Genomic DNA, 19,478 nt, shown 5'->3' on the forward strand with positions numbered 1-19,478 from the left:
CGCTGCCGCGATGAGCGAAGAGCACACGACGACCGACACCGGCGAGCCCGTGGTCATCGACCACGAACGCCTGGCGGACTTCATTGCCGAGATCTTCCGTCACACTGCGTGCTCGGATGCCGAATCCGAGCGCATCGGCCGCAGCCTCGTAGGCGCCAACCTCGCCGGACACGACAGCCATGGCGTGATCCGCTCAGCGTTGTATGTCGATCTGCTGGCCAACGGCGTTCAGCTCGCCGACCAGGAACTCAAGGTGCTGATCGACTCTGGCGCGCTGATGCTCGTGGACGGTCAGTACGGCATGGGCCAGAGTGTCGGACCTGCTGCGGTGGCGATGGGCATCGAGCGCTGCAAGGAGTTGGGCGTCGCGGTCGCGGGGCTGCGCAATGCCGGCCACCTCGGGCGCATCGGCGAGTACGCCGAGATGGCTGCCGCCGAGGGCCTCGTCTCGGTGCATTTCGTGAACGTCGCGAATAGCCGGCTGGTCGCGCCCTTCGGCGCCAAGGCGCGGCGTATGGGCACCAACCCGTGTGCATACGGAGCCCCGGTCGCCGGTCGACGGCCCGTTATCCACGACTTTGCCACCTCCGTCGTGGCCGAGGGCAAGGCGATGGTTGCGTTGCACGGCGGCCCGGCGGTACCGGACAACGCGTTGGTCTCCGGCGACGGCGAGATCACCGGCGACCCGCGGGTGCTGTACACGTTCGAAGAGGGCCAGCGGCCGAATTCGATGGACGGCCCCGGAGCGCTGCGGGCGATGGGGGAGCACAAGGGCTCCGGCATCTCGGTCATGTGCGAGCTGTTGGCTGGTGCGCTGACGGGAACGGGCACCGCAGGTCCCCGCCGGGTCCGCTTCGCCAACGGCATGCTGTCGGTCTACGTCGATCCGGCCCAGATCGATGCCGCAGTCGGCGAGACCGGCGATGGCTACAACGGCATCGCAGCCGACTATCTCGACTGGTTTTACGAAGCGGCAGCGATCGATCCCGACCAAGGGGTCAAGCTGCCCGGCGATGTCGAGCACGAGCGACGTCAGCACCGCAAGGCCAACGGCATCACGCTGCCGGCGGAGACCTGGGAGAGCATCTGCGGGGGCGCCCGCGCCGCCGGCGTGTCCGAATCAACGATTGCTGCGGCAGCCGGCTGACGCCTCGCGCCGTGACCTGGCGGAAAAGCGTTCCCGGTTCCGTCAGCGAGAGAGCGAAGATCGGATACCGACGGAGAGGTGCGAAACGATGGGCACCCCGAGGTTGCGGATGTCGCTGCGAAGCCGCTGTATGCGGAGGCCAAGGTGCGCAAGCTGCCGGTCGCAAGATTGCTGCAACTCGTGACTGAAGGCGGCTCTGTGTCGGAAGCACTCGCCAACGCCGAAGACGCCTTTGCGGCAGTCGTGGAAATCTGCGAGGACCGAGGTCGCCCGCTGCCGCCGAGCGTTTACCTCGACGACGAAGATGGGCCGGTAGCAGTCGAGGCGCTCGTTGCCATTCCGTGCGATACCGGGACGCAGCTCGCAAACTGAACAGGCTCGGATGCCATGAGGTGCCCCCGCAGCGCCGGCGGCTCGCATCGGCGCCATGGCTCGCAGTGTCTACTGGATTATGCGGCAACACCGCAGCGGTCGGCAGAAGCAGCCCGTGTGCGCAAAACCGCACCGATAACCCGACAGGCCAGGCAGGAAACACCAGCCTGCCAGTCAACTAACTGATGCGACCCCGCTCACGGGATCAGCGGACGTATCTGTGGGCGCCGTTGTGTCCCGAAGGCAGGATGCATCGCACTCGGGAACGCACACCGATATGAGGGCAAGTCCCTGCGGCCGGGGGCTGGGGCAGTTCGACTCTCGGTGCGATGTCGTGGAACGCTGTTGCAGCGTCTGGGGCCTGTCCGTTGTCGGTTTGCTGCCACAGGGCCGCCAGCAGCGCTGTGCGTGTGTCCACGATGTCGATCAGCGACGGGATTTCTGCGACGAGCGGCTCGCCGGGCGTTCGTTCCTGCGCGATGCGGACGAGGCCGTCGTCTTCGAGCCTGCGTGCGGCCCTCTGGGCTGTTCTCGGCGACAGGCCGAGTCGCGCTGCCAGGTCGGGGACTGCTGCTGCTGGCGATGCGATCAACTGGTCCATGACGGCGCGGCGGGCGGTTCCGTGACGCATGGATGCGGCCTGTCGGACGCAGGCGTCGACTTCGTCGGCGACGGCTTCGGCGTAGGCGCAGGCGACTTCGACGGCTGTCGCTGCCCATTCGATCATGATCGACACGCTGTGGGAGCGTTCGTCGTCGTCGGGTGCGCCGAGGTAGCTGTCGAAGGACGCGAGCGCGTCCATGTAAGCCGTTTTCCGGGATTCGATCGCAGCGGAGACAGGCAACGGCGCCGGATAGGGGCTGTGCCGTGCAAGACAGGCGTGCAGGAACGCCCGTCCGACTCGTCCGTTGCCGTCTTCGAACGGATGGGCGGTCTCGAACTGAGCGTGAGCGACCGCAGCAGCGCCGACCGGCCCGGCCGCTGCCATGCATTGCCGGCTGCTGACCCACGCGAGAAGGTCGTCGACGAGTGCGGGCACTTCGGCATGAGGGGCCGGCACGAACCGTGCTCTGCTCGGCAGATTCGTTGCGCTGCTGCCAACCCACACCAGCCCGGTGCGGAACCGTCCTGCGTTGATGTCGGCGCCTGTGTCCTCGAAAAGCGTCTTGTGCAGTGCGAGCAGATCGCCGGCGCGCATCGGTACATGACGGTTGCTGCCGACGGAGTGGGCGTCGACCGCGATCCGTGAAGCGCCGTCGACGAGGCGACCGCTTCGCTGAGCCTGCGAATGCGGACGGGCGGTGTCCCACAGCGAGACCTCTCTCAGCGACGCGATGACGCCTTCGATGCGGCTGGACGCGATGCCGTCAGCACGGGCCAGACACAGCGCCGCTTCGGGCGTGCTCGCGATTCGTGCGCTCGTCGTCGCGAGACGGGTGGATGCTTCGTGGCCGCGCGCAACGGTCTCGGCTTGAAGTATGGGAGTCCATCCGATGAGCGGATGCGGCAGGTACGCCTCGTAGTCGTCGATCTGCTGGGAGGTGCGAAACCAGTAGGCATGCTGCTGCGGCACCATGCGGCCCATGTCGGCGAGCGTAACCGAACAGACCGCATTTGCGACACAATTGGCCCGTCAATGACGCAAACCGTCGTCTTTGCGTCGCAACAGCACCGGTCCGCTCTCTGGCTTCCGTGAGGATGATGCCGGACAGCTGAAGGCGGGCTGCCTGTCGGATGTCCTCGCCAGGCGTATGACGCCATGCTCAGCAGCCGACGAACCCCCGAGCGTCACCCTGTGTTGCGTCTGACTTCGCGCGACATCGGTGCCAAGATCGCGCGACGTTCTGCCGTAAGGTGATCTTCGACCGCTGCGCGCGGCAACCCAACGTTGGCTACTCGTCGAGTGTGGGGCCTTGGCCCTGCACTCGGGTCTGGCGCATGTAGCGGCGCCAGCGGTCGGCGTCGTAACCGGCACCGCGGTGCAGCATGCAGCGGTTGTCGTAGATGACGGTGTCGCCGGGGCTCCAGCGATGCGAGTACACGTCTTCGGGCCGGGTGGCGCCGGCGTTCAGCTCGTCGATCAGCCGCCGGCTCTCGATGCCGTGCCACCCGACGATGGACCGGGCGTGAGAACCGACGTAGTAGTTCTTCAACCCGTTGTTGGGGTTGGTGCGCACGAGCCGGTGGGGGATCGGCGGCAGCGATGCTGCGTGGTTGAAGTCGACTGGCGCCACCTGGGTGCGGCTGAACACATAGTCGTGCAGCACCTGGAGGTCGTCGATCTCGGCTCGGCGTGACGTGTCGAGCCTCTCGTAGGCAGCTCGCTGGCTGGCGTACTCGGTCTCGCCGCCCTCGCCGGGCACCTCGTACGCGTGCAGGATCGACACGTATGACGGCACGAGTCGGAACGACGAGTCGGAATGCCAGAGGTTGTTACCCTTCTGATTGCGGGTCAGCGGATCCGATTCGTCTCGCTTGGCGTCAGCGTTGATCACGTTGCCGATGGTGCCGAAGTACACGACCTTGCCGGACTTGCCGAACACGACGTGATTGGGCTCGGGCTCGCCGAGCAGTTCGGTAAGTGCGAGCTGTGCTTCGTCGGACATGTCTTGGCCCGGGAGATGCAGCAGCGAGTACGTGTCGATCGCGTCGACCAGGGCCGCTCTCGCCTCGCTGTGGAGCTCTGCGGTCAGGTCGATTCCCGTGACCCGGGCGCCGAAGTCGGGGTGGATCGGATCGATGGTCAGCATCGGTTCAGCCCCAATTCTCAGATCTCAATTCTCGTGGCGGGCCAACGAGCCGCCTTCGGCTGCCAGCCGTTCCAGCAACGGGCTCGGGGTCCAGTGGTCGCCGCCCAGCGTCTCGTCGTAGTGGCGAATGCGTCCCAGCACCTCGGCCAGCCCGATCTCGTCAGCCCAGTACATCGGGCCGCCGGTGTAGATGGGCCAGCCGTAGCCATTGATCCAGGTCACGTCGACATCGCTGCCCCGCAGTGCGATGCCTTCGTCGAGGATCTTCGCGCCCTCGTTGACCATCGGGTACAGGCACCGTTCGAGGATCTCCTGGTCGGCGACGTCGCGCAGCACCGCTCCCCGCTCGGAGGCAAAGTCGCGGATCATCTGGGTGACCTCGGGGTCGGGGGTCGACGCCCGGGTGTCGGGGTCGTAGATGTAGTAGCCCCGGCCGTTCTTCTGGCCTCGCCGGCCCGACTCGCACAGCACCTCGCGCACGGTCGAACTCGACGAGGTGTCTTCATTCCAGCCGACGTCGAGCCCCGCCAGATCGCTCATGGCGAACGGGCCCATCGGGAAGCCGAAGTCGTACACGACCTTGTCGATCTGGGCCGGCGTGGCGCCTTCCAGCAGCATTTTCTCGGCCTCGATGCCTCGCATGAACAGCATCCGATTGCCGATGAAGCCGTGACAGACGCCGCACAACACCGGTGTCTTGCCGATGCGCTTGCCGATCGACATGGCGGTTGCGATCGCGGTGTGCGAGGTGGCATCGCCCCGAACCACCTCCAGCATCCGCATGACGTTGGCGGGCGAGAAGAAGTGCATGCCGATGACGTCTTCGGGGCGTGACGTGGCCGACGCGATCTCATTGACATCCAGCGCCGAGGTGTTGCTGGCGAGCACTGCACCTGGCTTGCAGATGGCGTCGAGCTGTTCGAACACGCTCTTCTTGAGCGCCATGTTCTCGAACACGGCCTCGATCATCAGGTCGCAGTCGGCGAAATCCCCCATGTCGGTGGAACCCTGCAGCAGATCCATGCGGGTCTGCACGTCGTCGGAGGAGATGCCGCCGCGCGCAGCGGTTCGCTCGTAGTTGCGCCGCACGACGCCGAGACCCCGCTCGAGGCTCGCTTCGTCACGCTCGACCAAAGTGACCGGTATGCCGATGTTGGCGAAGTTCATGGCGATGCCGCCGCCCATCGTGCCGGCACCCAGAATGCCGACTCGGGCGATGTCGACCTGCGGCGTGTCACGCGGAACATCGGGAACTTTCTGGGCCGCCCGCTCTGCGAAGAAGTAGTACTGCTGGGCGTTGGCCTGCGAGCTGCCCATCAGCTCGCCGAAGATTCGCTGCTCGGCAGCGAGGCCCGCCTCGAAATCGCCGCTGGCGCCGGACTCGACTGCGGCCTCGACGCATCGGACAATGCAATCGGGTGCTTCGAAGTTGCGGGTCTTGCGGGCGATCGAGGCCCGGAACGCGGCAAATTGCTCGGCGCCAAACTCTTCGAGACGGTCGTTGCGGTCGCGGATGCGCGGCCGGGGCATGCCCTCTGCAACTGCCCGGCGTGCGAACGCCACCGCTCCTGCTTCGAGATCGGCCAGGCTGTCGCCGACGATCTCATTGATCAGGCCGCATTCGAGCGCCTCAGCGGCGCCGATGGGATCGCCGCTGACCATGATCTCCAGCGCCCGCTGCGGGCCCGTGATGCGGGGCAGGCGCTGGGTGCCGCCGCCCCCTGGCAGCAGGCCTAGCTTTACCTCGGGCAGGCCGAACTGGGCTGAGCTGATGGCCACCCGGAAGTGCGCGCACAGCGCAACCTCGAGCCCGCCGCCCAGCGCCGTGCCGTGGATGGCCGCCACCACGGGCTTGCTGCAGTTCTCCATGGCCTCCTGACCGGGTACGAGACCGGGCGGCTTCGGGGGCTGGGAGAACTCGGTGATGTCTGCGCCGGCGATGAAGGTACGGCCGTCGCAGATGAGCACGATGGCCGTCGCATCGCTGTCTTCCGCTGCGGCCAGGCCGTCGATGAGGCCCTGGCGCACGTGGTAGCTCAGCGCATTGACCGGTGGGTTGTTCACGATGAGCAGCGCCACGTCGTCGCGGCGTTCGAGTCGGACCGACTCGGTGATCTGGTTCTGGTCCTGGGTTGTCATGGGCCGCAGCGTACGCAACGACGGTGTTGCCCGAGCGACTCACGTGAGTGCCGGCGGGCGAAACGTCGCACCGATCAACCGCTCTCGTGTTGGCGTGTCGTGAGCGGCGGGGCAGCGGCTCCGCTGACCGGCTCTGCCTCGCGCTGATCCTGTGTGAAATTCGCCCCGATGCGGCCGGGGTCGGGCGATACGCTGCGGGTGTCTTGGGCGCATACGGGCCTGAGCAGTATCGAATGGAGCGAAGGTGAGCGAGAAGCCCGACCCGTTCACGGTCCCGTTCGGGACAATCTTCTGTGACTGGATGACCACGGCGCGGGCCGATGACGGGCCGTACGTCTATGGCGGCGGCGCAGAGCCCTTCGGCGACTTCTCGATCAGCCCCGCTGCTCACGTGCTGCACTACGGCAGCGCGATCTTCGAAGGACTGAAGGCGCACCGCCAGGTTGATGGTTCGCTGGCGATCTTCCGGCTGGACCGCCATGTGGAACGCATGGTCTCCAGCGCGCAACGGCTGCGACTGCCCGCCGTCGACGGCGACGTGCTGCATCAGATGTCCGTCGACGCGGTCGAAGCCAATGCCGGCGAGGTGCCCGATCCGCCCGGCTCGCTCTACATCCGACCGACGCTGATCGGCACCGAGCCCGATATCGGCGCAGCGGCTCGCCCGACCCGCAGTGCGTTGCTGTACGTCGTCAACTGTCCGGTCGGCGACTACTTCAAAGGCGGTGTCCGGCCGCTGACCTTGTTGGTGGAGACCGAGATTCCCCGCACCGTCCCGCAGTTCGGCATGGTCAAATGCGGCGGTAACTACGCCATGGCGCTCGCGCCCACACTCGATGCGATGGCCGGCAACGAAGCCATCGATCAGATGCTGTTCGCCACCGGCGGCGACATCACCGAGACCGGGGCGTCGAACTTCTTCCTCGTCGACGACGAGCGGGTCGTGACCCGTCATCTCGATGAGTCATTCCTGCATGGTGTCACCCGTTCGTCGGTCATCGAGCTCGCCGCATCCTTGGGTTACGAGGTCGAGGAGCGCTCGATCGACCCCGACGAGCTGGTGGGCTGGGCCGAGCGAGGAGAGGCGTTCCTGTCAGGGACCGCCGCAGTGCTCGCTCCGGTCGGCACGATCCTGTACGAAGGCAAGACGCTCACCGTGGGCGACGGGCAGCCAGGGGCCAACACGATGCGGCTGCGCCAGGCGCTGGTCGACATTCAGATCGGAGCTGCGCCCGATCCGTTCGGCTGGCGCACACCCGTGAACGGCTGAGCCTCATGGTCAGCTAGGACGCCGGCCGAAGGGCTTGCCTGCCCGCGCTATAGACGACTCCCAGAACGCGCTATAAGCAATTCCCAAAACGCGCTATAGGTGATTCCCGAAACGCGCCACTGTTGACTCGCAACGTGCCGGGTGAGGATCTCAGCGAAATGCCGGAACTACACGCGAGGCTCACCATGCCTGGCTACTTGCCTCGCGTCGCCGACTTCCAGATCGAAGCAGCTCTTCGGCGGCGTGGCGCGGTGCTGATCGAAGGCGCTAGGGGTTGTGGCAAGACGTGGACGGGTCGCAACCATGCCCGGAGCGAATCCAGATTCGACGTCGAGGCCATGCGCCTGCTGGCCGCAGCCGACCCGGCCTCGGCACTGGCCGGTGACGTGCCGCGCCTGTTGGATGAGTGGCAGAACGCTCCGGGCATCTGGAATCCGGTGCGGCGTGCATGTGATGACCGGGCGCAACCTGGGCAGTTCATCTTGACTGGGTCGGCCACTCCCGCCGACGACGTGACCCGTCATACCGGAACCGGTCGCGTGGGTCGGGTCCTGATGAGAACCATGTCGCTGTATGAGTCAGGGGTTTCGGGGGGCGCGGTCTCGCTGCGCCGACTCTTCGAAGGAGAGGACCAATCGTCGTTGCCGAGGCCTGGTGTCGGGCTGAGCGAACTGGTACGGCATCTTGTTGCAGGCGGTTGGCCCGGCGGACTCTCGTTGGGTGACGAGAGTGCTCGCCTGGCAGTGGGCGACTACATCGACGAGATCACGCGAGCCGATATCCCGCAAGCGAGCGAGGTCCGGCACAACCCGGCGGCCGTGCGGCGACTGCTGCGGTCGCTGGCGTGCAACGTGTCGACCGAGGCCAAGGAAACGAAGCTGGCGGCGGACATGGACGGTGAAGCGCCCGGCCGCCATACCGTCGGGGCGTATCTGGATGCGTTGCGGCGCATCTTCGTAGTGGAGGACCAGCCCGCATGGTCGGTGACACTGCGGTCTCGGGCATCGTTGCGCAAGCAGGCGAAGCGGCACTTCGTCGATCCATCTCTGGCCGCCTTCCTGCTGCGCGCCTCGCCGCAACGGTTGCTGGCAGATCCTGAGACGCTCGGTCTGCTCTTCGAATCGATGGTCGTCAGGGATCTGCGTGTGTACAGCGCACCGTTGGGCGCCGAGATCTTTCACTACCGGGATGACGCAGGCCTCGAGATCGACGCGATCGTCGAACGCCATGACGGTGCCTGGACTGCTGTCGAGGTGAAGCTCAACCCGTCAGCTGAGGTCGTGGATCGTGCTGCGGCTTCGCTGTTGCGGTTGCAGGACAAGATCGCCGCACACCGTGTTCAGGACCTCGCCGGGCTCATGGTGGTGACCTCGGTCGGCGCTGCGTATCGCCGGCCCGACGGTGTGCACGTAGTTCCCATCACCCACCTCGGCCCGTGATGCCTTCGGAGACGATGCATGTCGAGCCACAGCAGGTACACCCTCCCTGTTGAACTGCTGCTCCGTCCTTTCCGATGACGGGAATGCAGGGCAAGTCTCAGCTTCATTCCGACTGTGACGCTGTCGGCAGATTGACCACAGTTGCGTTGCCGACATGCGCATAGCGGCCTGGAGTGCAGGTGAGGATGATCACTTGGCAGTGGCTGCCGGCTGACGCTATCGCGGCGCCCATGCGCTCCAAGCGATGCGGATCGCTCCATCCCAATGCGTCGTCGATGATGACGGGTGCCCCGCCTTCGGTGGGGCTCACGATGGCCGCGCATGCCAAGCGGGCAAGAATGCCGAGTTGCTCCCGAGCACCGGTACTGAGCTGATCGACATTGAGTGTTACCCCGTCGAGCGTGCGGCGCGCAATGCCAAGCTCGTTGTCGAGTTCCACGGCAAAAGTCGGACCGAAAACGTGTTGGCCGAGTTCATCGATGCGTGCCTTGAACGGTGCCAAGTAGCGGCGGTGTGCTGCTTCGCGGTGCCGGGACAGCGTCTCGTACAGCAAGCGTGCCGCTTGGGCGCGAGATTCCAGGCTCAGGTGCTTGCGTTGCTGGCGCCTCTTGACCGCCTCGGCCAGTCCCAACTTCGTGTGCAGGCCCTCGTTGCCGCGAATGTCGAGTTCGATCTCCAGCTCGCTTTGACGCTCGCGATTCGTGTTCAATTCCCGCTCCGCGCGCAGTACCGCATTGCCTGCGTTTTCCAGCCGGACTGCCAGTGATTCCTCATTGGCTTCGCTGAGGCGGTTGCGCAGCTCGCTCAGGTGGCGCTCGTCGGTGTCAGCCCGTCGTTCGGCATCATCGTATGCGTCTTTGAGCGCTTGATCGCTTCGATCTGCACGAGCTTCGGCCAGTGCAGTCTTGGCGGCCGCATTGGCCTGTTGCGACATGTCAACTCCGTTGGCGGCCACAGCTTGGCGGACACCCTCGTCATTGAGAGCATTGCGCCGCTCGGCCAGGCGTGACTGGCGGTCGTCTCGCGTCCGCAATAGCACGGCGGACTGTTCCTCCAGCTCGGACGCGAGCCGTCGGGCTTCGTCGTAATCGGGCGGCAGAGGCGGCTCGTCGGGCCGCAATTTCCGGTACTCCTCGATGCCATGAAGCAGCCCTCGGATCTTCTGTTCGAGGACTTCCACCGTGAGATCTCTGAGATCCTGCTTGATCGTCCTCTGAGCCGTCTCGCGTTCGGACGCGGCCGATTCACGTCGCCGCAAAGCCTCCCGTGCTTCGGAGAGGTCGGAGACACCGACGCTTGTGCAGAGCTGCCTAAGAGCGCTTTCAGCAGCGGCGAGCCTCGCCACTGACTCTTTCGCCTCTGCACCTGCGGTCACCCGCACTGACGCCACGTCGGCGATTTCGATGTCGAGACTGTCAGCTACCGCTTGGGAGTGATTCTCCGCCGGGTCGAGCTGAAGAACTTCACCTGCGATGCCAAGCGACATTGGCCGCAGTGCCGAGATCTCGACGTTTGCCGCACCGCTGAGCGTTCGCGCATCTGCTTGAACGACGCGCAAGTGAGCGCCCTCGATCTCGGCGACCAGATCGCTGGTGATGCGGCTCGAGTCCCAGTCGGCCTCAGCCTGCGCAAGCTGCTGCTGCGCCCCGATGACTCGGTCGTGGCGTTCCTGCAGCAATTCGGCCTCGATGATGTGCCGCAGAAAATCGCGATCGTCCTGCACCCGGCGGAGCTCTGACTCAGCAGTCGCGAGGCTGCGCTGAGCCGTGTCGAATTCGGTTTCGGCTTCGTCACGAAGCTGCGTTGCCAGAGCGAGCGCCGGCGCGATGGCGTCGATCTCGGCGTGCGCTTGAGCCAACTGCCGCTCCGCGGCGTTCACTTGCTCGGCCAGCTCGTCGCGCCGCGCACGATGACCCTTGGCCGTCTCCAGCTGCGCCTGAGTTGCCTCGAGTTGGCGCTCTGCTTGGTCGCGCTGATTGCGTAGCGTCAGCACTTGTTGCCACTTAGCGTTGAGTTCTCGGTGCTCTCGCTCGGCCAGTGTGTGGTTCTCGGCCAATTGACTCTGCTCTCGACGGTGGCGATCAAGTTCGCCAGCGGCGCTGGTGAGCGCGCTGAGCTGCCCGCTGAGACCCTCGGCCGTCTCGGCAGCGTCCTTGTACCGCCGCTGCTGCTCCGTTCGCTCGGCATTCATGCGCCCGGTGGATGTCCAGTAGCGCGCGCGTTCAGCGCAAACACGGTCCCACAGGAGTTCGTCGGCGTCTCCCCCCTGCGCGCCGCCTGCTGATGCGTCAAGAGATTGCCGTAGCGATGGCACGTCGAAAGAGGGCGTCGCCAGCCGCACACCCTGATCGACCCACAGGGCATCCCAGAGGACACGGTCGAGCGTCTCGTCGAGCAATGAGTTGACGCGTTCGTGAGCTTCACGATGCACCAGCTGTTCGTGCCGCGGCTCGGAGATTTCTAGAACGGTCTCGGGGCGGCGTAGCCACCGCTTGCGATACACAAAGCGGTAACCGCCGCTCGAGGCCTCTATCTCGACCTCGGGCCCTACATCGCGACCGACAGGCTGGGCGGCTCTGATGTGCGCCTTCTTCGAAGTATCCAGCTCCTGGAACACCAATCTGACTGCTTCAGCCAGGCTTGACTTGCCGACCTCGTTGTCGCCCTCGATGATGGTGACTCCATCGGCTGGTATGTCGACCTCGCAGTTCGCCACGCCCTTGAAGTCCCGCAGTTTGATGCGATGGATCCTCATCGGTCGACACCATCCGTCTGATGAAGTCGGTGCATCAGAGCCACTGCGTCCTGAGCTGCAACGGCACTCGGCTCGTCCTTGGCGGCGGCCTGGTCTCGCAGCTCGCGCAGCGCATCATGTGCGAATCCGGACAGGTCGAGCGTCTCGATATCGACTTCATCGGGCACGACGACCAAATCGGTGCGCCGCTCCCAGACTTCGAATGCCCCCATGAGTCCAGCGTGATGCGCGAGCATCGCGTCGAGCCGGACCTTCTGGGCGAGGGAGATCTGGCCTTCCAGACCGAGCTTGACGATCTGCCGCTTCTTGTCGTCCAGCGAATCGAGCCACGCCTCGATCTCGTCGAGGTCGCCGTCGGTCGTCACACTCCACTGGCGACGTTCGAAATGCCATCTGCCGACGCGGTGCCGAGCGACGGCAACGCTGTCGGCTTCGAGGTCGACTACGAGCACATGGCCCGGATCGACCTCGTCGTAGTCAGTGGGTTCCGGTGCTCCCGCGTACCAGATGCGACCGCTGTCGCCTTCGTCTGTGGTGGAATGGCGATCGCCGAGCGCCACGTAATGGATGTCGCCCGATGCGATTCGCTCTTCGAGTCGGCGTCGGACGATGAGTGACGGGTTCAGCGAATCGGGAGAGCGTGAGTCAAGCTGGCCATGGCCAACGACTACGCGCATGGCACCGGAAGGCTTGAGAGCCGAACAGGCGGCATTGACGAGATCCGTTGATGGATGCTTGGATATCCACGGAGCGCCAACCAACTCGAGGCCGTCGCCCACAGCGATTGGCTCGGAGTTCTCCAACACCTTGACGTTGTGTGGTCTGCGGCCCGTGAAGCCCTCCGACCGGAAGACCGAGGCTGCGTCAAGGGGGTCGTGGTTGCCGGGCAGGAGGTAGAAATCCACTGCAGGTATCGCCGCCATCGCTTCCAATGCGTGGCCGACGACTTTGCGGTCGATGTAGTTCGACTCGAAGACATCACCGCAAACAACGACGAACTCGCAGTCTTGCTCGGCGGCGAGCACACCGATTGCTCGCACCGCGTCGAGCCTGGCTTCGTCAAAGCGCGGCTGAGAGCCTTCGTCGAGAAAGTGGCGCGTCATCCCGAGCTGCCAGTCGGCCGTGTGAACGAATCTCATGGTCCGCGACGATACGGAGGCGGCGTGTAGCGTCCCAAGGCAGTTTCTCGCGGGGGCATGACGCGACCAACAGAGGCCGCTCAGATTCCGATCTCAGCCGCTGCATCAGCGCCAGTCCAGGGTGTCTCGCGGAGACGGGTCAGAGGCGGGTGACGGAGTCGCCGACTCGGACTGTGCCGGGCTGGATGACTCGGCAGTTGACGCCGCGCAGGCGAAGGCTGCTTCCTTCGCCGGTGTTGACGAAGCGGAGGGCTTCGCGGCCGAAGCGGGCGGCGAACTTGGCGCAGCCGGTGTGCGGCTCGACGGCGACCTCCACCACGGCAGTGCCGATCGACATCTGTGTGCCTGCGGGCAGTGCTTCGTGGCCGATGTCGAGGTCGGCGTAGATCTGGTCGCCCGCCAGCGGCCACCGCTCGATCGGGCCGATGACCGCCTCGGCAGCCCGCGAATTCATGATCGTGATCTGCTTATTGGGATGCGGGCCGCCATCGGCCGACAGCGACGTCCCGCGCTGGTTCCACGTGTCGCCTTCGATGCCTTCGGCACCGTTAATGCGGGCCTCGTTCAGCACCTCTCGCTGGTCTTCGGCAGGGCGCCGGACGATGAGCTGGATGATGCCGTCGCCGACGGGCGCTTCGCGAATGCGCGGCAACGCCGCCTCCAACTCGGCAGCGCTGCGGTGGCGCGCCTCATCGGCTTCGTTGCGTTTCGTGGCGGTGCCGGTCTCGGTTGAAGCGTTCATGTCGCGTGCTTTCTCAGGTCATCCGCAACGGCGGTGATTCCGGTTGCCAATGGGGATTATTGCGCCGGATCAGCTTGGGACGATACGAATTCGAGCTGCCGGTCCCGCGACGCCGCCTCCGGGCTGCGATCGGCCGGGTTGCCGAAGCCGCCCCCACCCGGGAATTCCACAATCAAGCGGCGATTACCGGGAATGACTGAGCGGCCCTTGGACCGCACGTCGGTGCCGTCGTCGAGCGACAGTCGTCCGAGCGCTCCTGGGCCGCCGCCATAGCGGCCGCGGGCAGCGAACACTGTCCGCTCGTACGTCGCACTGATAGAGAACTCCCGCCCTTGGCGGTTCTCCAGCTCGATGACTTGGCCGAGCCCGCCCCGGTACTGGCCGGCGCCGCCCGAATCGGTGCGGAACTCCTTGCGCCAGAACACCAGCGGCGAGCCGATCTCGTTCACCTCGACGGGCATGTTGCGCACACCGCTCGGAAAAGCCGTCGCTGACAGCCCATCCGCTTGCGGGCGGGCGCCCGCGCCGCCCGAATGGAAGCTCATCAGGATGAAACGCTCGAGCTTGGCTTGAGCGGACCCCTCGCTCGAACTCCCGACGGATGTCTTGGAGTGATTGGTTGTGGCGACTCCGGTGTCCGGCTGCCACATGCCCGTTCCGAGCAGATTCCACAGCGACGACGTGCCCTCAGCAGGCACCCGCTCGGGCAGCACCTGGCTCAAGCAGCCGAACACGGCATCGGGAAGCAACTGGCCCATCACGTGCCGCACGTTCACTGCTGCCGGATGAGGGGCATTGAGAATGCAGCCCTCGGGCGCAAGCACCCGGACGGCATCGAGCGAGCCTGTGTTGTTCGGGATGTCGGGACCGACGATGCAACGCACCCCGAACGACGTATAGGCATCTGTGTAGGCCATCGGCACGTTGATGCCCCAGTTCGATTGGGGTCCAGTTCCTGCGAAGTCGACCTCAATGCCGTCCTGGGTGACGGTCAGGGCGCACACGATGTCGATCGGTTCCTCGATGCCGTCGACTCGCATCGTCGAACTCCAGGTCCCGCCCGGCAGCTCGCCGATAGCGTCGAGCATGGCCCGGTGCGACGACGAGATGATGTGACTGGCCAATTCATCCAGATCAGCCATGGCGTACTCGTCCATCATCGTGACCAGACGCGCAGCCCCGGTCTCGTTGCAAGCAGCCAGCGAATGGATGTCACCGATGACCTGGACCGGGTCGCGAACGTTGGCTTCGATGATCGCCACCACATTCGGATCGAAGACGCCGTCGGTGGCGAATTTCAGAATCGGCAGGTAGAGGCCCTCGTGGTACACCTCTTTGGAGTCGGTGGTGAAACCGGCGCCGCCGATGTCGACGACATGGCTGGTGCAGGCGAACAGCGCAACCAGCTCGCCCCGCCGGAAGGCCGGAGTGACCACCACGATGTCGAACAGGTGACCGGTTCCCTTCCACGGATCGTTGGTGAGGAAAATGTCGCCGGGACGCATCTGCGAAGCGGGGAAACGGTCCAGGAAGTGCAGCACGGAGTAGGCCATGGAGTTCACATGGCCCGGCGTGCCGGTTACCGACTGGGCGAGCATCCGCCCCTGCGGGTCGAAGATGCCAGCGGACAGGTCACCGGCCTCGCGGGTCGACGTGCTGAAGGCTGCTCGCACCAGCGCCCGCGCTTGCTCTTCAGTCACCGAGATGAGGCGGTTCCACTGCACGCCGAGCCGAACCGCATCGAGCTCGGCCTCGACATGGCTCGCACCCGTCGACGCGGTCTCCATGTCGGCGATCTGGCGGGCACCGCTGGGTGCCGCGCCGCCGGTGAGCCGCAGATGCCCGCCCGCCATGACCGTGGCCACGCCTCCGGGAGGCACCACCGTCGTCGTCTGGTCTTCGGTGATCAGTGCGGGGCCGACGAGCCACGCGCCCTCGGTGAGGGAATCGCGCTCGAACACTGCGTGGGCGACTGCCCGCCCCGTGGCGGTGTCGGTCACGAGCGTGGTCGTGGGGGCGTCGACCGGCTCGTCGGCGACATGGGGGTGTAGCGGAGCGACTTCGGGCCCCGGAGTGCGGACCTCGAGCAGCCAGCTGAGCACCTCGATCTCGAGGTTGCCGATGTGGCGCGTGTAGAGCTGCTGGTAGGCCTTCGTGAACGCAGTGCGAAGCTGGCTGCGCACCTCGACATCGCTCGGGCTGTCGAGGTCGTCGTGCAGCAGCGCTTCCGCGTCAATCTCGACAGTGATCTCGTGACCCTGACCGCGGTAGCGCATGAGAGCGCGTACGTGTGTGGCGGTCTGTGCGTCGGGAGCGGCAGCGTGGACGATTGCGTTGGCTTCTGCAGACATCTCGCCGAGGAGTTCGGCCAAGTTCGCGGCCGTCAGCTCGCTGACGCGGGCGTGGCGAGTTCGCACCGACTCATGGGATACCGGCGCCCTCAAGAAACCGATGGCCGATCCCACGCCGGCCCCCGCAGGCACCACGATGTCGTCGATGCCGAGCTTGGCCGCTACTCGGGCAGCGTGCAGGGGTGCCGCGCCGCCGAACGCGATGAGCGTGCCGCGGCTGATGTCGCTGCCTTGGTCGGCCGCGTGGACGCGTCCGGCATTCGACATGTTCTCGTCGACTACCTCGGAAATACCGATGGCAGAAACGGTCGTCTGCAGGCCTGACGGCTCGGCCAACGAGGTGGTGACAGCCTTGGCAGCGGCATCGATATCAAACTTCATCGTCCCGCCGGCGAATCGTTCCGGCAGCAGTCTGCCCAGCACCGCGTCGGCGTCGGTCACCGTGGGCTCGACACCGCCGCGCCCGTAGGCCGCGGGCCCTGGCTCGGAACCGGCGCTAGCCGGCCCGACACTGATGCGCCCCAGCGCGTCCAGGCTGGCAATCGAGCCGCCCCCGGCGCCGATCTCGACCATCTCGATGACCGGCAGCCGCAACGGGAGCCCACTGCCCGCGAGGAAGCGGTACTCGCGGCCCACCTCGAATTCCCGGTTCGAACGGGGATGGCCACCTTCGACGATGCACAGTTTGGCTGTCGTGCCGCCCATGTCGAAGCTGAGAGCCCGTTCGCAGTCGAGGCCGCGGGCGATCTGCGACGCCAGCAATGCGCCGCCCGCAGGACCGCTCTCGATCAGCCGGACAGGGAAGCGCAACGCCTCGCCAAGCGTGCCGAGCCCGCCGCCGGAGGTCATGAGAAACATTTCGCAGCCCAAGCCCAGGGCCGCTAGCCGCGCGTCCAGATCAGTCAGATAGTGCCGCATCAGCGGTGCGATGTAGGCATTCGCGCACGCGGTGGAGAATCGCTCGTACTCGCGGATCTCCGGACAGACCTCGCTGGAGAGCGTCACGGCCGCCTCAGGCCAGCAATCGGCCAGGATCTCAGCAGTGCGCTCCTCGTGCCGGGCGTCGAGGTACGAGTGCAGGTAGCCGACGGCAACGCTGATCACACCATCGGCGGCCAGCGAAGCCGCGGCGGCTCGCACGGCATCTTCGTCCAGCGGCATCAACACCGAACCGTCGGCAGCGAGCCGCTCAGGTATCCCGATGCGCCGGTTTCGCGGCACGAGCGGTTCTGGTCGGCGCATGTACAGGTCGTATTGCTCGAACCGGTTCTCGTGGGCCATCTCGACCGAATCGCGGATGCCTTGGGTGGTCAGCAGCGCGGTACGAGCGCCGCGGCGCTCGATGAGGGCGTTGGTGGCGAGCGTCGTGCCGTGGATGAACACCTCCACATCGCCAGGAGCAATGCTTGCCTCGCTCAGGACGCTGCGGACGCCGTCGAGCACTCCATCGGCGGGAGCATCAGCCGTGGTCAGCACCTTGGCGGTGTGGAGCACCGGCGCGTCGTCGTCGAAGACTTCGAGGGCGATGTCGGTGAAGGTGCCGCCGATGTCGGCCGCGAGCCGGGCGCGCGCGCCTGTCATCGGCCCAGCGTAGGCGCGTCGCCGTCGCCAACTGCGGGGGTACCGTGCAGGCGTGGCGAGCGGCGATCAGCGGGCCGGCAGGCCGCCTCCGGGCTCCGGTGAGGGCCTTCGTGTCGGCATCGTGCGGGCAACATGGAATCCCGATGTCGTCGAGCGGCTCGCGGCCGGCACCCAGCGAGGCCTGAGCGAACTCGGCGTCACCGAAACGACCGAGGTGACGGTGCCCGGCTGCTTCGAGATCCCGCTGGCGGCAAAGCTGCTTGCTGAGGCCGGCCAGGTGGATGCGATCGTCACCATCGGGGCGGTCATCCGCGGCGAGACCACGCACTACGAACTGGTGAGCGAGGGTGCCGCCCAGGGCGCGATGGCCGCCCAGCTCACCACAGGCATACCGATCGGCTTCGGTCTCGTCACGGTCGAGAACGACGAGCAGGCCATGGCCCGCAGCGAAGGCCCGGGAGGCCACAACGTCGGCGAAGACGCTGCCTACGTCGCCGTCACGATGGCCCTACTCGCCCGTGATTTCCGAGGAGCGAACGGCAAGAAACAGATGCCATAGCCGCGGAGGCGGCAGGAAATTCTGCGACGTTGCGACCTGCTGGATCGCGGGAGCAGAGGGTTCTGCCGCCTCCGCCGCGGGCGCGCCTATCAGCGCGCCTCCGAGGAAGGGTCAGGACGCATACGCACGAGCACCTTGCCGACGGCCTCGCGCTCATCCAGCAGCCGGTATGCCTCGGCGGCCTCTTCGAAGGGAAGCACTTGGCCGATCGGCGGCTTCACGGCGCCGGATTCGATCATCGGCAGTAGCAGCTCGTGAATGCGAGCAGGAATGGTCGGGTCGGCCGCTACGGCTTCGCCCCAGGCGGCGCCGACGAGGCTCACATTGCGCAAGAGCAGTCGATTCACCTTGACCGTGGGAATCTCGCCTGCCGCGAAGCCGACCACGACGAGCCGTCCGAAGCGTGCCAGTGCGCGGACCCCGTCGAGGAAGCGATCTCCGCCGACCGGGTCGTAGGTCATGTCGACGCCTCGCCCGCCGGTGAGTTTGCGCACTTCATCCTTCCATGTGTCGCTGATGAGCACGGTGTGGTCGGCGCCTGCTGCGCGAGCGATCTCGCCCTTCGCTTCGGTGGACACCAAGCCGATGACCGGGCCGGCGCCGACCCCCTTGGCCACCTGGATGCCTGATGTGCCCACCCCGCCGGAGGCGCCGAGCACCAGCACCGACTCGCCGTCGCGCAGGCCGGCCCGGTCGATCATGCAGAACACCGCGGTCTGGTAGTTCATGACGAGGGCAGCTCCCTCTTCGAACGAGAGCTGGTCGGGCAGGGCGAACAGATCACGCGGTGCCGACGCCACGACCTCCGCGAGGCAGCCGTTCGACCACACGCATACGCGGTCGCCCGGCGCATAGCCGGATTCGGCGGGCGCCTTGCGCACCACGCCCGAAGCCTCGATTCCCGGTCGGAACGGAGGGTCGGGGCGGTACTGGTAGAGACCTTGGCTCTGGAGCAGATCAGGGAATGAGACGCCGCCGCAGACGATGTCGACGATGACCGAGGCGCCGCGAGGATCGGCTTCGGGTTCGGGAGCATCGACGACCGCGACCCCGGCAGGGCCGGTGAGGGATTGGATTTCTAGTGCACGCATGGCGACACGATGACACACCGGGCGCGCTCACACCGCGGTGAGCTGCCGTGCTGGCGTGGTCGTGACGATGCACACCTGCGGGTGGCTCGCCGCAAAACTGTCTTCGAGTGGGCATCGGGCGAGGCGGAAGGGACCTCGCAGCA

Annotated in this window: 13 protein-coding genes; 5 read left to right on the forward strand and 8 right to left on the reverse strand. The window is 66.0% G+C overall.

Annotated features, from left to right (window positions below; all coding sequences use genetic code 11):
• Positions 1 to 10 precede the first annotated feature (10 nt).
• Together ACOOF5_RS13435 and ACOOF5_RS13440 are read left to right on the forward strand one after the other, a co-directional pair.
• Positions 11 to 1,147: an Ldh family oxidoreductase gene (locus tag ACOOF5_RS13435; protein ID WP_420439961.1), complete on the forward strand. Its 1,137-nt coding sequence runs from the start codon at positions 11 to 13 to the stop codon at positions 1,145 to 1,147.
• Between the two features lie 78 nt (positions 1,148 to 1,225).
• A complete protein-coding gene (locus ACOOF5_RS13440; protein ID WP_420439963.1) occupies positions 1,226 to 1,519 on the forward strand; it encodes a type II toxin-antitoxin system HicB family antitoxin in 294 nt (97 codons plus the stop codon).
• A gap of 205 nt (positions 1,520 to 1,724) precedes the next feature.
• On the opposite strand, the gene ACOOF5_RS13445 is transcribed toward ACOOF5_RS13440, so the two are convergent.
• The 3 genes from ACOOF5_RS13445 to ACOOF5_RS13455 form a co-directional block, all read right to left on the reverse strand.
• The gene (locus ACOOF5_RS13445; protein ID WP_420439965.1) at positions 1,725 to 3,104 is read right to left on the reverse strand and encodes a Fic family protein; all 1,380 of its coding nucleotides are present in this window, start codon (positions 3,102 to 3,104) and stop codon (positions 1,725 to 1,727) included.
• A gap of 307 nt (positions 3,105 to 3,411) precedes the next feature.
• Positions 3,412 to 4,269 (reverse strand): TauD/TfdA dioxygenase family protein, encoded by an 858-nt coding sequence (locus tag ACOOF5_RS13450; protein ID WP_420439967.1) that lies wholly within the window; start codon positions 4,267 to 4,269, stop codon positions 3,412 to 3,414.
• 24 nt (positions 4,270 to 4,293) lie between these two features.
• Positions 4,294 to 6,408, reverse strand: a complete 2,115-nt coding sequence (locus ACOOF5_RS13455) for a 3-hydroxyacyl-CoA dehydrogenase NAD-binding domain-containing protein (RefSeq protein ID WP_420439969.1) — start codon at positions 6,406 to 6,408, stop codon at positions 4,294 to 4,296.
• Positions 6,409 to 6,652: 244 nt separating this feature from the next.
• On the opposite strand from ACOOF5_RS13455, the gene ACOOF5_RS13460 reads away from it, so the two are divergent.
• Positions 6,653 to 7,678, forward strand: coding sequence for a branched-chain amino acid aminotransferase (locus ACOOF5_RS13460; protein ID WP_420439971.1), 1,026 nt, complete (start codon positions 6,653 to 6,655; stop codon positions 7,676 to 7,678).
• A gap of 185 nt (positions 7,679 to 7,863) precedes the next feature.
• Positions 7,864 to 9,117, forward strand: coding sequence for an ATP-binding protein (locus ACOOF5_RS13465; protein WP_420439973.1), 1,254 nt, complete (start codon positions 7,864 to 7,866; stop codon positions 9,115 to 9,117).
• A gap of 103 nt (positions 9,118 to 9,220) precedes the next feature.
• On the opposite strand, the gene ACOOF5_RS13470 is transcribed toward ACOOF5_RS13465, so the two are convergent.
• From ACOOF5_RS13470 to ACOOF5_RS13485, 4 genes are all read right to left on the reverse strand, one after another.
• Entirely contained in the window at positions 9,221 to 11,872 is a 2,652-nt protein-coding gene (locus ACOOF5_RS13470; protein WP_420439975.1) for an AAA family ATPase, read from the reverse strand.
• Positions 11,869 to 13,011, reverse strand: coding sequence for a metallophosphoesterase family protein (locus ACOOF5_RS13475; RefSeq protein ID WP_420439977.1), 1,143 nt, complete (start codon positions 13,009 to 13,011; stop codon positions 11,869 to 11,871). The genes ACOOF5_RS13470 and ACOOF5_RS13475 overlap by 4 nt, the downstream gene beginning before the upstream one ends.
• A gap of 139 nt (positions 13,012 to 13,150) precedes the next feature.
• Positions 13,151 to 13,753: an MOSC domain-containing protein gene (locus ACOOF5_RS13480; RefSeq protein WP_420439979.1), complete on the reverse strand. Its 603-nt coding sequence runs from the start codon at positions 13,751 to 13,753 to the stop codon at positions 13,151 to 13,153.
• Positions 13,754 to 13,809: 56 nt separating this feature from the next.
• Complete coding sequence (locus ACOOF5_RS13485; RefSeq protein ID WP_420439981.1) at positions 13,810 to 17,685, reverse strand: hydantoinase B/oxoprolinase family protein; 3,876 nt, start codon at positions 17,683 to 17,685, stop codon at positions 13,810 to 13,812.
• 52 nt (positions 17,686 to 17,737) lie between these two features.
• Here ACOOF5_RS13485 and ribH point away from each other — a divergent pair, with 52 nt between their 5' ends.
• Positions 17,738 to 18,244, forward strand: a complete 507-nt coding sequence (gene ribH, locus ACOOF5_RS13490) for a 6,7-dimethyl-8-ribityllumazine synthase (RefSeq protein WP_420439983.1) — start codon at positions 17,738 to 17,740, stop codon at positions 18,242 to 18,244.
• An 89-nt stretch (positions 18,245 to 18,333) separates the two neighbouring features.
• On the opposite strand, the gene ACOOF5_RS13495 is transcribed toward ribH, so the two are convergent.
• Positions 18,334 to 19,335 carry an NADPH:quinone oxidoreductase family protein gene (locus ACOOF5_RS13495; protein ID WP_420439985.1) on the reverse strand — a complete coding sequence of 334 codons (1,002 nt, stop codon included), beginning with the start codon at positions 19,333 to 19,335 and terminating at the stop codon, positions 18,334 to 18,336.
• Positions 19,336 to 19,478: the final 143 nt, after the last annotated feature.

This window comes from Candidatus Poriferisodalis sp., from assembly GCF_965214215.1.
Lineage (GTDB): Bacteria > Actinomycetota > Acidimicrobiia > Acidimicrobiales > Poriferisodalaceae > Poriferisodalis.